Origin of the sequence: Lacihabitans soyangensis (assembly GCF_024343775.1) — a bacterium.
Classification (GTDB): Bacteria; Bacteroidota; Bacteroidia; order Cytophagales; family Spirosomataceae; genus Leadbetterella; species Leadbetterella soyangensis.
The window spans coordinates 75,314-89,201 of sequence record NZ_RJUF01000006.1; the positions used below are offsets into that span (position 1 = coordinate 75,314).

10 protein-coding genes are annotated in these 13,888 nt (G+C 37.7%); 6 read left to right on the forward strand and 4 right to left on the reverse strand.

The window, feature by feature from the left end:
* Positions 1-89: 89 nt before the first annotated feature.
* A complete protein-coding gene (locus EGI31_RS04255; protein WP_255035918.1) occupies positions 90-1,265 on the forward strand; it encodes an acetyl-CoA C-acyltransferase in 1,176 nt (391 codons plus the stop codon).
* 256 nt (positions 1,266-1,521) lie between these two features.
* Here EGI31_RS04255 and msrA read toward each other — a convergent pair whose 3' ends face one another.
* A complete protein-coding gene (msrA, locus tag EGI31_RS04260) occupies positions 1,522-2,055 on the reverse strand; it encodes a peptide-methionine (S)-S-oxide reductase MsrA (RefSeq protein WP_255035919.1) in 534 nt (177 codons plus the stop codon).
* Between the two features lie 530 nt (positions 2,056-2,585).
* Positions 2,586-3,932, reverse strand: a complete 1,347-nt coding sequence (locus tag EGI31_RS04265; protein WP_255035920.1) for a DUF2268 domain-containing putative Zn-dependent protease — start codon at positions 3,930-3,932, stop codon at positions 2,586-2,588.
* Positions 3,933-3,993: 61 nt separating this feature from the next.
* Between EGI31_RS04265 and EGI31_RS04270 the strand changes: the two genes are divergently transcribed.
* Complete coding sequence (locus EGI31_RS04270) at positions 3,994-5,109, forward strand: cysteine desulfurase family protein (RefSeq protein WP_255035921.1); 1,116 nt, start codon at positions 3,994-3,996, stop codon at positions 5,107-5,109.
* Positions 5,110-5,244: 135 nt separating this feature from the next.
* Here EGI31_RS04270 and EGI31_RS04275 read toward each other — a convergent pair whose 3' ends face one another.
* Together EGI31_RS04275 and EGI31_RS04280 are read right to left on the reverse strand one after the other, a co-directional pair.
* On the reverse strand, positions 5,245-7,323 hold the full coding sequence (locus EGI31_RS04275) for a glycoside hydrolase family 97 protein (RefSeq protein WP_255035922.1): 2,079 nt from the start codon (positions 7,321-7,323) through the stop codon (positions 5,245-5,247).
* 547 nt (positions 7,324-7,870) lie between these two features.
* Positions 7,871-10,042, reverse strand: a complete 2,172-nt coding sequence (locus tag EGI31_RS04280; protein WP_255035923.1) for a B12-binding domain-containing radical SAM protein — start codon at positions 10,040-10,042, stop codon at positions 7,871-7,873.
* A 134-nt stretch (positions 10,043-10,176) separates the two neighbouring features.
* Between EGI31_RS04280 and EGI31_RS04285 the strand changes: the two genes are divergently transcribed.
* The 4 genes from EGI31_RS04285 to EGI31_RS04300 all read left to right on the forward strand — a co-directional run bounded on the left by EGI31_RS04285 (position 10,177) and on the right by EGI31_RS04300 (position 13,827).
* Entirely contained in the window at positions 10,177-11,232 is a 1,056-nt protein-coding gene (locus EGI31_RS04285; protein WP_255035924.1) for a helix-turn-helix domain-containing protein, read from the forward strand.
* Positions 11,232-11,750 carry a PIN domain-containing protein gene (locus EGI31_RS04290; RefSeq protein WP_255035925.1) on the forward strand — a complete coding sequence of 173 codons (519 nt, stop codon included), beginning with the start codon at positions 11,232-11,234 and terminating at the stop codon, positions 11,748-11,750. Before EGI31_RS04285 ends, EGI31_RS04290 begins: the two co-directional genes overlap by 1 nt.
* 102 nt (positions 11,751-11,852) lie before the next feature.
* Positions 11,853-13,469 (forward strand): hypothetical protein, encoded by a 1,617-nt coding sequence (locus tag EGI31_RS04295; RefSeq protein WP_255035926.1) that lies wholly within the window; start codon positions 11,853-11,855, stop codon positions 13,467-13,469.
* Positions 13,459-13,827: a hypothetical protein gene (locus tag EGI31_RS04300; RefSeq protein WP_255035927.1), complete on the forward strand. Its 369-nt coding sequence runs from the start codon at positions 13,459-13,461 to the stop codon at positions 13,825-13,827. The genes EGI31_RS04295 and EGI31_RS04300 overlap by 11 nt, the downstream gene beginning before the upstream one ends.
* Positions 13,828-13,888: the final 61 nt, after the last annotated feature.

Consider the following 13,888-nt stretch of genomic DNA (forward strand, 5'->3'; position numbering starts at 1 on the left):
CTCCGCTGGCTTCGGCTCCGCTCAGCCACCGGACAAGCCGAAGCGACGAAATTAGGATAAACAAAAATGGATTAAAAAATTTAGTAAAAATGGACGCATATATAATTGATGGATATAGATCGCCGGTGGGAAAAGCTCCCAAGGGTGTTTTCAGATTTACAAGACCAGATGACTTGGCTGCCGATGTTATCAAGCATTTGTTGAGCAAAGTACCTGCTTTAGATCCTACGAGAGTTGACGATATCATTGTAGGAAACTCTGTGCCAGAAGCCGAACAAGGTATGCAAATGGCCAGATATATTTCGCTTTTGGCTTTGGGTAAAACTGTGCCGGGTGTGACTATAAACCGTTACTGCGGTTCGGGCGTAGAATCTATAGCCATGGCAGTGGGTAAAATCGCAGCTGGTATGGCAGATTGTATCATAGCAGGTGGTACAGAATCTATGTCGATGGTACCGACAACGGGCTATAAAACGGCTTTGAATTACGGCATAGCAAGTGAAAATCCTGACTATTATGTAGGTATGGGATTAACAGCTGAAAACGTAGCTCAGAAATATAAAATCACGAGAGACGAGCAAGATCAGTTTTCGTATCAGTCGCACCAAAAGGCACTTGCGGCTCAGGCTGCTGGATATTTTTATAGCGGAATTGTGCCAATAGTAGTGAAAGAAACCTACTTTGATGCGGCTTCTGGCAAAAAGAAAACCAGAGAATATACGGTAACCAAAGATGAAGGCCCAAGAGCTGACACAAGCGTGGAGGCACTGGGAAGACTTAAGCCGGTTTTTGCGGCTGGAGGAAGTGTAACAGCCGGAAACTCCTCTCAAACATCTGACGGAGCGGGATTTGTGCTGGTAATGTCGGAGCGATTGATGAAAGAATTGAACTTGACACCTATTGCCAGAATGGCTTCTTATGCCGTGGCTGGTTGTGAGCCTAGTTTGATGGGCATCGGGCCGGTCTTTGCTATTCCGAAGGCATTGGCTCAAGCAGGTTTAAAACTAGATGACATTGACCAAATAGAACTCAACGAGGCTTTTGCCTCGCAAGCATTGGCAGTGGTGAAAGAACTTCAAATAGACCCAAGTAAGCTAAATCCAAACGGTGGTGCCATTGCTCTAGGACATGCATTGGGTTCTACTGGAGCGAGACTTTCTGTGCAGATTTTCAACGAAATGCGTAGAAGAAACCAAAAATATGGCATGGTAACGGCCTGTGTAGGTGGAGGCCAAGGCGTGGCAGGTATTTATGAGCTTTTGTAATAGATTGATTGTGTAAAAGATAGAATTCGCCTCCAGCAATGGGGGCGTTTTTTTTGTGTAGTGCGATTTTTCAAATCGCAGTATTCATTATTTGTATTTTGTTTTTTCAGCGATTTGAAAAATCGCTTTACGTTTTCTTTAAACTGCTTTTGTTTTGTTACAAACTATTCAGAGAAAACAGGGGTAAGTTACTTATAATCAACAAAAAAGGAGACTTCTGATTGTAAGTCTCCTTTTTAAGATTTTTTTGAGTACTTTATTGCTTCAGTTTCTCTTTAAAAACCTTTTGGAATTTCTCCACTTTTGGTCTTACTACCATCTGGCAGTAGGGGTTTTTGTCGCCGTTGTCGTTGAAATAATTTTGGTGGTAGTCTTCGGCCACATAGAACTCCGTGAAAGGCTCAAGCTGCGTTACTATTTTGTTGGTATAGGCACCTGCGGCATCTAATTCTTTTATGACATCCTCGGTTATTTGTTTTTGCTCATCGTTATGATAAAAAACAGAAGATCGATATTGGGTACCTTCGTCAGCACCTTGGCGGTTGAGCGTGGTGGGGTCATGTACTTTGAAAAATATTTCTAAAAGCTGCAAGAAGCTAATTTTTGCTGGGTCATAAGTAACCTGAATTACCTCAGCATGACCTGTTTCTCCTGTACAAACCTCTTTGTAAGTGGGGTTTGCATTTTTGCCACCTGTATAGCCTGATTCTACCTTTTCTACACCTTCTAATTGTTGATATATAGCCTCTACACACCAAAAACAGCCAGCGGCCAATGTTGCTTTCTCCATTTCTTAATCTTTTTAAATTTAACGCTCATCTTTCACCTGATCTACACCAATAAGAACCGATATAACTTAGTTTTGGTTTAGCTAAGCCCTCAACAATATGGTTATTTCTGAAATATTTTAAGTTCTAAGCTTATTATTTTTTTATGTATTTGATTTCTATGAATTACGGCCCTTTTCTAACAATCGGCTTAGGAACAAGTCCGTTTTTCTGTGTGTAAATATTTAAAAATAAGTCTATTTGAATAAAAGTATAGTCATGTTTAAGCCCAAAAGGTTGAATAATAAGTATGTAAAGAAACACAAGGAGAGGCAATTTTCTCAAAGAAAGGTTAAAATCAATGTGTAGTTTTTAACAAATACTTGATTTTGTGTTAATATTTAGAAAACAAAATATTCTGAATTTTGCATAAAAAAAGCAATGCAAAATTTAAAAAACAAAGACTTTTTTGGCTTCATAAAAGATTGGGGCTTTTTGATTCTCTTTTTCTATCTTATTGTGGTTTATTACTCCCAATCGGTGCCAAAATAGGCTAAATTTCAACAAATAAGTTTGTGCTTCCGCCATCAGCTGAGCCTTTGTTGGTGGTTTTAAATTGTGGTTCTACCCAGTTTTGGCCATTTATTACAAACTTAAAATACTTTCTTTCTCCTTTTTTCAAAACTTCGGAGATTGGGAGTTCTAACTCAAAAATATCCGCTGATATTCTCTTCATTTTGTAGGTTTCGGAATCTTTGTTCCAGCCATTAAAGTCACCAGCAACGTTAACAGTTTTAATCTTTTCAAAATTTTCGTGATTAAAAACCTCCATGCCGTTATTTCCAAAAGACACAATATTCGGTTGTCTCTTGAAGATGAACTTCAGACGGTCATTTTCCAGCGAATATCCTTCAATATTTGAATACCTGCTTTCGCGGTAACCTTTCTTTTTTAGGTGTTTGAAGTATCCAGAATCCTTCAAAAAGGTTGTGCAAAATTTAAAATCATCCCATCTGCCTTCTATGATGTTCTTTATGGCTAGTGGCTTATCTTTAGAATTTTGATAATAAAACTTGCTTATTGTGTAGCCAATCGCATAGCCTAAGTCAGAGCAGGGTAAATTGGGATTTGACCCGGTGCTCAGCCACTGAGAGCTGGCTTTTCCTTCTTTTTGGGTGTTAAAAAGTTCCCAAGTCTCGACTTCGTGTTGTGAATAATAATCGAGATAATTCGCCACATAGGGTTTTTGGGTGGCTAATTCTGCAATAAAATCACAAGAGCCCTCGGCTATTGCCTTACCAAGCAGGCTCATTTTTTGGTCATTGAGTTTTTGCTGGGTATGTATATACTCATGCACGTTGAGAGCCACCAAGCGGTCATCATCAGAAAATGCGAAAACATCCTTCAGCCAATTGTTGCCAAATTCCGAAACGTCAACAGTTTTATCGCCCATAGCTATTTCGGAGCCAATGAGTACCTTGTTTCCTTGTCTCGTTCCGCCTGACTGAAGTGCTCCAATAGTGAAGTACATTGCACCTTCTTTGAGTTGGGGATACAATTTTTTAAGATAAACTATCGAACGCTCCATTTCTGGAATCTTACTTTTGACAATGGCAGTTCTTGGTCGAATAGATGCCCAAAATTTAGGAAAACCATTAATTATTTTGACCAAATCCTCGGTTTTAAAAGGTCTTTCTTCCATAAAAGCTTTCAAACCCACCGAGCCTTTGTCGATATACATTTTTTGTAAAACCTCCACTTGTTGTTGTGTGTTATTTAGTTTGACAACACTGTCATATGCCATCCAAAATCTATCAATGTCATCTGTAAAAATCGTAGTAGATTGCGAAAAGCAATTTTGAGATAGTATAAATGAGACAATGAGCAGCAGTTTTTTCATGGAATAGTTTTTAAATTTTTCAAATATATCTACTTTCACGGAGTATTAAAAAAATATATTAATGGCACTGCCTGTTTATTTCGATTACGCCGCCACTACGCCTTTGGCTCCGGAAGTACTGAATGAAATGATACCTTATTTCACAGAAAACTTTGGAAATGCTGGCAGTAGGCACCATGCCTATGGGTGGTTGGCAGAAGAGGCTGTGGACGAAGCAAAAGAGAGAATCGCAAAGGCTTTTAAATGTAAAAAAAGCGAGGTAGTTTTTACGAGTGGAGCCACTGAGTCTATTAATTTGGCTTTGAAGGGTTTTGTAGTTTTAAATCCTGATTATCAAGTCATAAGCTGTGTTGCGGAGCACAAGGCTACGCTTGAGGTTGTTACTGACTTAGCCACTAAAAATATAAAGACGATACTTTTGGAGGTTGATAGTCAGGGGCAAATTTCTCTAGAGAAATTAGAAGCCGAACTCCAAAAAGGCAAAAGTTTGGTTTCCATCATGTGGGTTAACAACGAAACTGGCTTGATTCAGCCCATTTCGGAAATTATAAAACTGAAAGAAAAGTATGATTTTGTTTTGCACTTAGATGCTACTCAAGCAGTCGGAAAAATAGCGATAGATTTTTCCGGTATTGATTTCCTGAGTTTTTCGGCTCATAAAATTTATGGCCCAAAAGGTATGGGTGCTTTGCTGATTAAAGATGGACAAAAAGTAAACCCCCAGATAGTAGGCGGAGGCCAGCAACGAAATCTGAGAAGTGGCACATTGAATATTCCTGGAATTGTGGGATTGGGGAAATCGGTAGAATTGGCTAATAACGGAATAAGTGAATTCAATACCCATTGTGAAAAACTAAGAGATAGATTAGAGGAAGAAGTTCTTAAAATTTATCCAAAAGCCTTTGTAAATGGCTCTGATGCTCAAAGAGTTTCTAATATTTCTAACATCTGTTTCAAAGGCTTCGATGGTGAAGATTTGATGAGAAAGCTCCACAAAGTAGCCATTTCTAATGGTTCGGCATGTAACTCTGCCACTACTTTTCCATCTCACGTACTTTCCGCCATGGGCATGAGCGAATCCGACGCATTTGGGAGTTTACGTTTTAGCTTTGGTTGGGGAAATTCGGATAAGGATTTGGAGGTGTTTTTTGAGAATTTGAGGAAAGTATTAGGCTGATTTTTTATCGGAAAACATAGTTTACTTCTTTAGATTGATAATAACATCAGTATTTTCATACATCCGAATCTTATTTCGAGCTATTCCTATTTAACTATTTCGCAGCCTTCAAACCTTTTTAAGAAATACCCGAAATCATAGTTTCTTAAAACTCACAGCAAAACCACCACCAGCGGCCATTTGCAAACTAAGACTAGATTTGTTATTTACTTTCATTTTTTCAATCACATAATCTTGCGGATTTTTATCCCAAGATGCTTTTGGGCCATCTTTGTAAATAGTGGCTTCGTATTCCGTATTTTCTTTTAGAAAATCTAGTTTAAAGTTCATTTTTCTGCTGTTTTCGTCAGAAATCGATCCTAAATACCAATCCTCCGAGTTTTTCTTTTTTCTGGCAGTCACTACATATTCACCTGGTTCTGCCGAAATAACTTTGGTGTCATCCCAGTCAACAGGGACATCTCTGATAAATTGAAAAGCATCGGGATATTTTTGAAAATTCTCCGGAAAATCTCCTGCCATTTGTAATGGGCTATAAATAGTTACGTACAAGGCCAACTGCTTGGTAAGGGTAGTTTTTACTTTCTGTTTTCGGCTTGGGTCATATTGGATGAGGTTAAAATGGAAGAAACCCGGCGTATAGTCCATAGGTCCGCCCATGAGTCTCGTAAATGGCAAAATGGTTTCGTGTTCGGGCCTTAATCCAAGTGTTGGTGCATTATTAAATTCATTACCTCGAGCAGCTTCGTTGGCCAGCCAATTTGGGTATGTACGATGCAGACCTGTTGGATGTGCTGGCTCGTGGGCTTCCACCATAATTTGGTTCTCAGCAGCTTTTTTCGCCACCCTTTCGTAGTGATTCACCATCCATTGGCTGTCGTGGTGTTCGCCTCGGGGAATTATTTTGCCCACATAACCAGTTTTTACGGTGTTCATACCATGGTTTTTCATAAAATCAAAGGCCTTGTCTATGTGACGCTCATAGTTGGTGGCTGAGCCGGACGTTTCATGGTGCATAATGATTTTTACACCTTTTTGCTTGGCATATTCACTCAGATAATTCACGTTGTAGTCGTCATAAGGACTTACAAAATCGAAAACGTCCTCTTTCCAATTGCCAAACCAGTCTTCCCAGCCTTGGTTCCAGCCTTCCACCAATACGCCATCAAAGTTGTTTTCAGCCGCAAAATCTATGTATTTTTTAACATTTTCGGTGTTGGCTCCATGCTTACCGCTGGCCTTAAACCAGTCCGATTTACCCACATGCATTTCCCACCACATACCTATAAATTTCTGTGGCTTTATCCATGAAGCGTCCGTTATTTTGCTAGGTTCGTTTAGATTCAGAATCATTTTTGATTCCAGAATTTTCTCGGCCTTGTCGCTGACGTTTATCACCCTCCAAGGCGTGTTAAAAGGTGTTTGAAGATAGGCTTTATTGCCAACTGCGTCGGGTGTAAGGTGTGAAGTAAGCGTTAGTGTGGCTTTGTCCAAGTCCAGGTGCATGACTGGATAATTTACCAAGGCCGCCTCATGAATATTGATATAAAGCCCCGTTTTTGACTTCATCATCAAGGGCGTTTGGATAGAATTTTTACCGATTAGCGACTGCAAAGCAATATCTTTTTCTTGGTTTGCTGCCTTCGTTGCGTCTATTTCAGATAAAAGCGTGGTGTTGTAAAGGTACTCATTGGTGTCATAATCGCCTGGTATCCAGAAGGTTTTGTGATTACCTGAGAGTTTAAATTGGGTTAATTCGTTTTTGACTATAAAATGTTTAAAATCAGCTTGTTCAGGAAAATAGTATCTAAATCCAAGACCTTCATTAAAAATCCGAAATTCCAAATCAAGCAGAACATTTGACGTCGATTTTAGGTGAACAACAAGTTTTTTATACTGATTCCTTATTTCCGAAACCTCACCCCAAACAGGTTTCCAAGTTTCGTTGACGCTCGAGGTATCGGTGCTGAGCCATGTAAAAGTGTTGAGTTTTATTTTTGGTTTGCTAAGTTCAAAACCCACCAAAGAGTTTTCGATGACAAACTCATTTCCAAATTTTAAATTATAGATTATCAGCTTATTAGCACTTTGATTTACCGAAAGGCTAATTTTTTTATCGGGCGATTGGATAGTAAAATTGGACTGGCTTTTAACTTTTGAAAACATAAGGCAACAAAAGCAAGCCAAAAGGCTAATTTTGGTAAATTGTATCATAGGGTAAGTATTATTGGGAGGCAAAATAGTATATTTTTTGGAAAATTTCAGAGTTCTCCAAAAAATCAAAGCAGGTTTAGTTATTCGATACCTAGGTCTTATTCCGAATAGGTTATTGGCAAAAGTCTGTTTTTTTGAAAGAAGATGGGTTTTTAAAATTCATCTGACAGAAAGAGACCATGTAAAAGTCTAGAATGTTTTGGGAATTAGTGTGCTATGGTGCTCTCCAAAAACCAAGTTTTACACTCTTCTAAATTGGACTGGCCAGAGGCTATTTTTAGGAATCAAGCAACCTTAAACTCAAGCAAGAGCTCTAAAGACAGCATCATATTCTTTAAAATTTTCTTCTTATAGTTGATCAAAATCCATTTTCTTTTTTCTTCTTTTGAGTTCATTCCTAACATCTATTATTAAAGTATTGAAAAATCAGGGTCAGATTCAGCAAGTTCAATTAATCGTTTTTTCAATTCTTCTCTTTCTGCTACAGTTGTCATTATCGTAATTTTTATTCTTAACGAACCAATTCCTATCCAAATATACAAAAATCCTACAAAACCAAAAGTCCCTGTTCACGCATTTCGTTGATGGGTTTGGAATACCAAAAAAGCTCAAAATGCTCAAATTTGTTTTCGAAAGAAGTTTTTAATTCATTGAAAGTAATGGTTTTAGTATTTCGGACATCCATCAATTTTAAGTTTTCCAAAAACCACTCGCCTTTTTCTTTTTCGATGTTTATGCTGAAAGTCTCCATTTTTTCATGGAAAGTCAGTTGCAATGCTGGACCTTTTTTGGACTTGGTTTCTTCCACAATGGGTCGATTTCCAATCCACACGATCTTGGCGTTCGGTTTTATGAGGCTATGATCTTGTTCTTCAAGACATTCAGTAATAAAATCAGGTCGAATTTTGGTTTTGGGTATTTTAAAATCAAACCAATCTTGTAGTGGATACTCAAAACAAAGCCCATGCATGTAATTGTAAAGTGATTTCTTCAGCCCAAAACTAAATTTATCGTGGTCGATACCCGTAGAATCCTTGAATTGGATATCATTGTCGGCAAAGCTAATGTCTTTGTAATCAGGTAATATGCCGAATTTCTCAGGATTTAGCCCAACGGGACTATGAGCAGTAAGGGCAAATTGATGCCAAAAGCCCGAATGTAAAATGCCCAACTCAAACATCTGTCGCACCATTTCGAGGCTATCCACAGTTTCTTGTAAGGTTTGGGTAGGGTAGCCGTACATCAGATAAGCATGCACCATGATGCCCGACTCTACAAAGTTGCGGTTTACCTGAGCCACCTGGGCTACCGTAACGCCCTTGTCTATCAATGCCAAAAGTCGGTCAGAGGCCACTTCCAATCCTCCCGAAACCGCTATGCAACCCGAAGATTTGAGCAGAACACAAAGGTCAGCTGTAAAGCTTTTTTCGAAACGGATATTGGTCCACCAGGTCACGACCAATCCACGCCTCAAAATCTCCAAAGCCACTTCACGCATAAGTGCGGGCGGGGCTGCTTCGTCCACAAAATGGAAACCGTTCTCTCCGGTTTGGGCTATCATCTGCTCCATTCTGTCCACCAATATTTTTGCGGCAATAGGTTCGTAAAGTTTGATATAATCGAGCGAAATATCGCAAAAAGTACATTTGCCCCAATAGCAGCCATGAGCCATGGTGAGCTTGTTCCAGCGGCCATCCGACCATAAGCTGTGCATAGGGTTAGCCAGCTCAATTACCGAAATATATTTATCTAATGCCAAATCAGAATAGTCTGGCGTACCTACTTCGCTGTGTTTGTACTCTTTTTGGGTGGAATTGTTGATATATTGCACTTCACCATTTTGGAGGCAAAAAGTTCGTTTAAACTCCGTACTTTCGTTTTCCCCTTTTACATTTTTTGCCAGTGATTCAATCGGAAGTTCGCCATCGTCCAGCGTGATGAAATCAAAATACTCAAAAACCCGTGCATCTTTTACACTACGAAGCTCGGTATTGGCAAAGCCTCCACCCATCGCTATTTTTATTTCAGGGAAATGCTCTTTGATGTAGCCTGCACAGCGAAACGCACTGTACAAATTGCCCGGAAAGGGCACCGAAAAACAGACCAATTTAGGTTGAATTTCTTCTAGCTTTTGGTTTAAAATCCTTAGTGTAATTTCATCAATAAAAGTGTGAGCTTCTTGGAGGTGAGCATACAATTCATCAAACGAATTGGCACTTCTACCTAATCGTTCGGCGTAGCGACTAAAGCCAAAGTTTTCGTCGAGACATTCTACTATAAAATCAGACAAATCTTCGAGATACAATGTGGCCAGATGCTTGGCTTTGTCTTGCATGCCCATGTTGCCAAAGGCCCATTCCAAGTCATTTTCTTGTGAAAACCTGGATGCTTGTGGGAGGAAATTTCCGCTACAAATCTGCCGAGCCAAAGTAGGCTTATGGCCTTGTAAAAAGGCAATTACCTCTTCGATGGTCAGAATATAATCATTCTTTAGCCCAAAAATCCGCTGGGCATTTTCTGAAACTCCATCCAAATTGGCCTTTTCAAAAATAGAAGCCAAACCAGCTTTAGAAAACAACTCCAAAATAACCTCAATGCCCAAGTCCATCTGAAACGCCGTAATACTTTTGGTATTCAAAAACCCCTTCAAATAGGCCGTAGCCGGATAAGGCGTATTGAGCTGGGTAAATGGCGGCGTAATGAGCAGAAGGTCTTTCAAAAGGTCTTTTTTTGTGTAAAATTAGGGATTTGTTTTGGGAAACATTAATCCATGATATTTTCAAAAGAAAATAAATTTATTTTACTTGACGTTTAAGAAAAAATAAATTACTTTTGTCAAGTAAACAAAAATCAATGTCAGCAATTAATCAAAATATAGATTTCGCCGAACGCCTTGCCAGTGCAAGACGCATGGCTGGACTATCGCTACAGGAATTGGCTGATTTAATGGAGAATAGCATCAGCAAACAAGCCATTCACCAATTTGAGCAAGGTAAATCAAAACCCGAAGCCGGCACTTTGCAGAATATGGCCAATGCCTTAAAAGTTAGTCTCGACTATTTTTTCAGGTCTAATACCCTGACTTTTGAAAAGCTCGCCTACCGAAAAAAAGTAAAACTCACAAAAACCGAGGAAGCAGCTATACAAGAAACCGCCAAAGACAAACTGGAGCGATATTTTGAAGTGGAATCTCTAACCGACACCGTTTTAAAGTTTCAAAATCCCATAGTAGGCACTTATATCACCAATCAGGAGGATATTGAAAAAGCCGCTGAAAGTCTTAGACAAAAGTGGGAGCTTGGTGTAAAACCTATTCCTAGCGTGATAGAAATGCTGGAGGAAAAAGGCTTGAAAGTGATAGAAATTGATGCTTCGTACGCCTTTCAAGGCTTTAGTGCCGCAGCCAATGAGGAGCTCGTAATTGTACTGAACAAAAAGGATGATGCTTGCCGCAAAAGATTTACTGCGGTGCATGAGTTAGCCCATATAGTGTTAGATATAGACGAAAGTCTGGACGAAGAAAAAACTTGTCATAGCTTTGCGGGAGCATTTTTGTTTCCAAGGCAAAGTGTAATAGAAGTGTTTTCTGAAAAAAGGAAGAAAGTGGCTTTTGCAGAGCTAAAGCAGCAAAAAGAATACTACGGACTATCGATACAAGCCATTTTGATGCGGCTCAGAAACTTGGAAATCATCAATGATTCTACTTACAAGGGTTTTATGATTTGGATGACCAAAATGGGCTATCGAACCAAAGAACCCGGGCAATACGCAGGAGTAGAAAAAGCCATGCGGTTTTCTGGTTTGGTTTATCGGGCGGCCATAGAGGAAGTGGTATCCTTAAGTAAAGCAGCCAGTTTGGCCGGGCAGAGTTTGGGGGATTTTAGACGAACATTAACAGGAAACAATTAATGACGCAAGCCCACACAACATATCGAATAGCCATAAATGACGCAAACTTATTATTTGATTTGTTTGATGTTGATTTGATTGACGCTTTCTTTCAATTAAACCTCGAATTTCATACTACTTCATTGATTATTGGGGAATTAGATATTGAACAAAAGGCCAAAATTCAGACACATATTGATTCTAATAGGCTCAAAATTAGAGAGATAGAGCTAAGCGAAATAGAAACATTTAAAGGCTTGACAGTACAAACCAAGAAGCTTTCAATTCCTGACTTGTCATTATATTTTTATGCAAAAGAGTTAAAAGAATTCATGATTTTGACGGGAGACAATAAACTAAGAAAGGAGGCCGAAAAATTGGGTTTTGAGGTGCATGGCGTTTTGCGGGTTTTTGAGGAAATGGTCAACCAAAAAATTTTGCAAAAGCAATTGGCTGTTCAAAAATTAGAAGAATTAATGAAAGTCAATTTGTGGTTGCCAGTTAGAGAGTGTGAGAAGTTAATTGGAGTTTGGATTTGAATATTATTAAAATTAGTTTTTGTAATTTTGATAATGAAAAGTTAATAATGAGAAAGTTAGCTACTTGAATTTAGAAAATTGTGAAAAAGAAAAAAGTTGATTATGAGAAAAAAAAGCAAAAAAACTAACTGCTGCTCTGAAGATTCTAATTTGATAAATTTATGCGAATCTATTCCAGTTGCAAATACCTACTTAGAAATAGATTCACAACAGTTGGCTAATTTAGGTATATCCGATAGATATTTCAATAGAAATTATTACAACGGAATAAATCCCTTGACGGACTCAACTGATTTAATTTTAAGACAAAATAATTTTAGAACAAGTTTACTCTCCGATAAGAACCATTGCTCAAATTTAGAAGGATTTGTTTCAGTTTCAAATAGCTACTTGGGAGTTGGTTCGCCCCAAATAGCTACCATTGGTGCCTCTGATAAATATTTTAATAGAAATGTTTATTCTGGAGTAAATGCAGTGGCAAACTCAACTGATTTAATTTTGGGACAAAGTACTATTAGAACAAGTGTACTTTCTGACAACAAGTATTTGTTAAATTTAAATGAATCTGTTTCAACTGCAAGTACTTATTTGGGTGTAGGTTCGCCTCAAATAGCTACCATTGATGTATCGGATAAATATTTTAATAGGAATATTTATCCTGGAGTAAATGCGGTGGCAAACTCAACTGATTTAATTTTGGGACAAAGTACTATTAGAACAAGTGTACTTTCTGACAACAAGCATTTGCTAAATTTAAATGAATCTGTTTCAACTGCAAGTACTTATTTGGGAGTAGGTTCGCCTCAAATAGCTATCAATGATGTTTCGGATAAATATTTTAATAGGAATATTTATCCTAGTGTAAATGCGGTGGCAAACTCAATTGATTTAATTTTGGGACAAAGTACTATTAGAACAAGTGTACTTTATGACAACAAGCATTTGCTAAATTTGAATGAATCTGTTTCAACTGCAAGTACTTATTTTGGAGTAGGTTCACCCCAATTAGCTATCACCAGTGCATCGGACAAATATTTTGATAAGAGCGTTTATTCTGGGGTAAATCACTTGCCAAGTACAACTGATTTTATTTCAGGTAAGAGTACTATTTCACCAAGTTTACTTTCTGACAAGAGCCAATGGACAAGTTTAGTTGGAGCTGTTTCAGTTGCAAATACATCTTTGGGAATAGGTTCTTTCGAATTGTCGAACTTTAATGCAGTCGATAAATATTCCAATAGGAGTGTTTATTCTGGAGTAAATCACTTGGCAAGTACAACTGATTTTATTTTAGGAAAGAGTACTATTTCACCAACTTTACTCTCTGATAAGAACCAATGGTCAAGTATAGCTGGTGCTAATTATTTTGGAAGTGATAATAAATTTGTGGAAAGTCTAAACATTGGCCACTTAAATAAGCAATTAGGTAAAAATGGTTATTTAACAAATCCGATTTCTGCAATTAAAGAATATGATGTTTTTAATATAGGTAATGACTTTTTAAAAATAGAAAATAAAGATTTAGAAAGATGTATTAAGCAAGAATGCCAAAGGATTGCTGAAATGGTTAAAATTGACCCAAATCATATTGGTTTGGAAGCATGTGGAACATCTCAAAAGCCAATTTTTAATATTTACTTTGTTTTTACTGGGTCTATTACAAGTAACAATTTACAAATAGGGGATAAGAATATAACAATAGTCAATTATGGAAAGTAAATACAGTTTTCCTAATGCAGTATTTAATGCAAATAATATCGCAATAGGTGATAATAATCAAAATTTATTCTTTGATGAAAATTCAAATGAGAATTATACGCCTATTGAAAAAGAATTAGTCAGTCTAATTTTTCAAAATACTGCCAATGATAAAGAGCGGGAAGAATTACTTTCTATGTTAAAAAACTATCGAGATTCTTCTGAAGATGAAAAAGATAAAGTTAAACCTATATTCTTTAAAAAATTTAAAGATTTATCTGAAAAAACTTCGATTGCTACCATTGCAAAAATTGCTTCGGAGTATTTTGGAAACAATTTTTCCGACCTGAAAGACTATGTTGAAGCTTCTGTCAAATAAGGGGTTAAGACTTTTTGGATTTAAAAACCCCACTATTATAGCCCATATCATCTTGGAAATT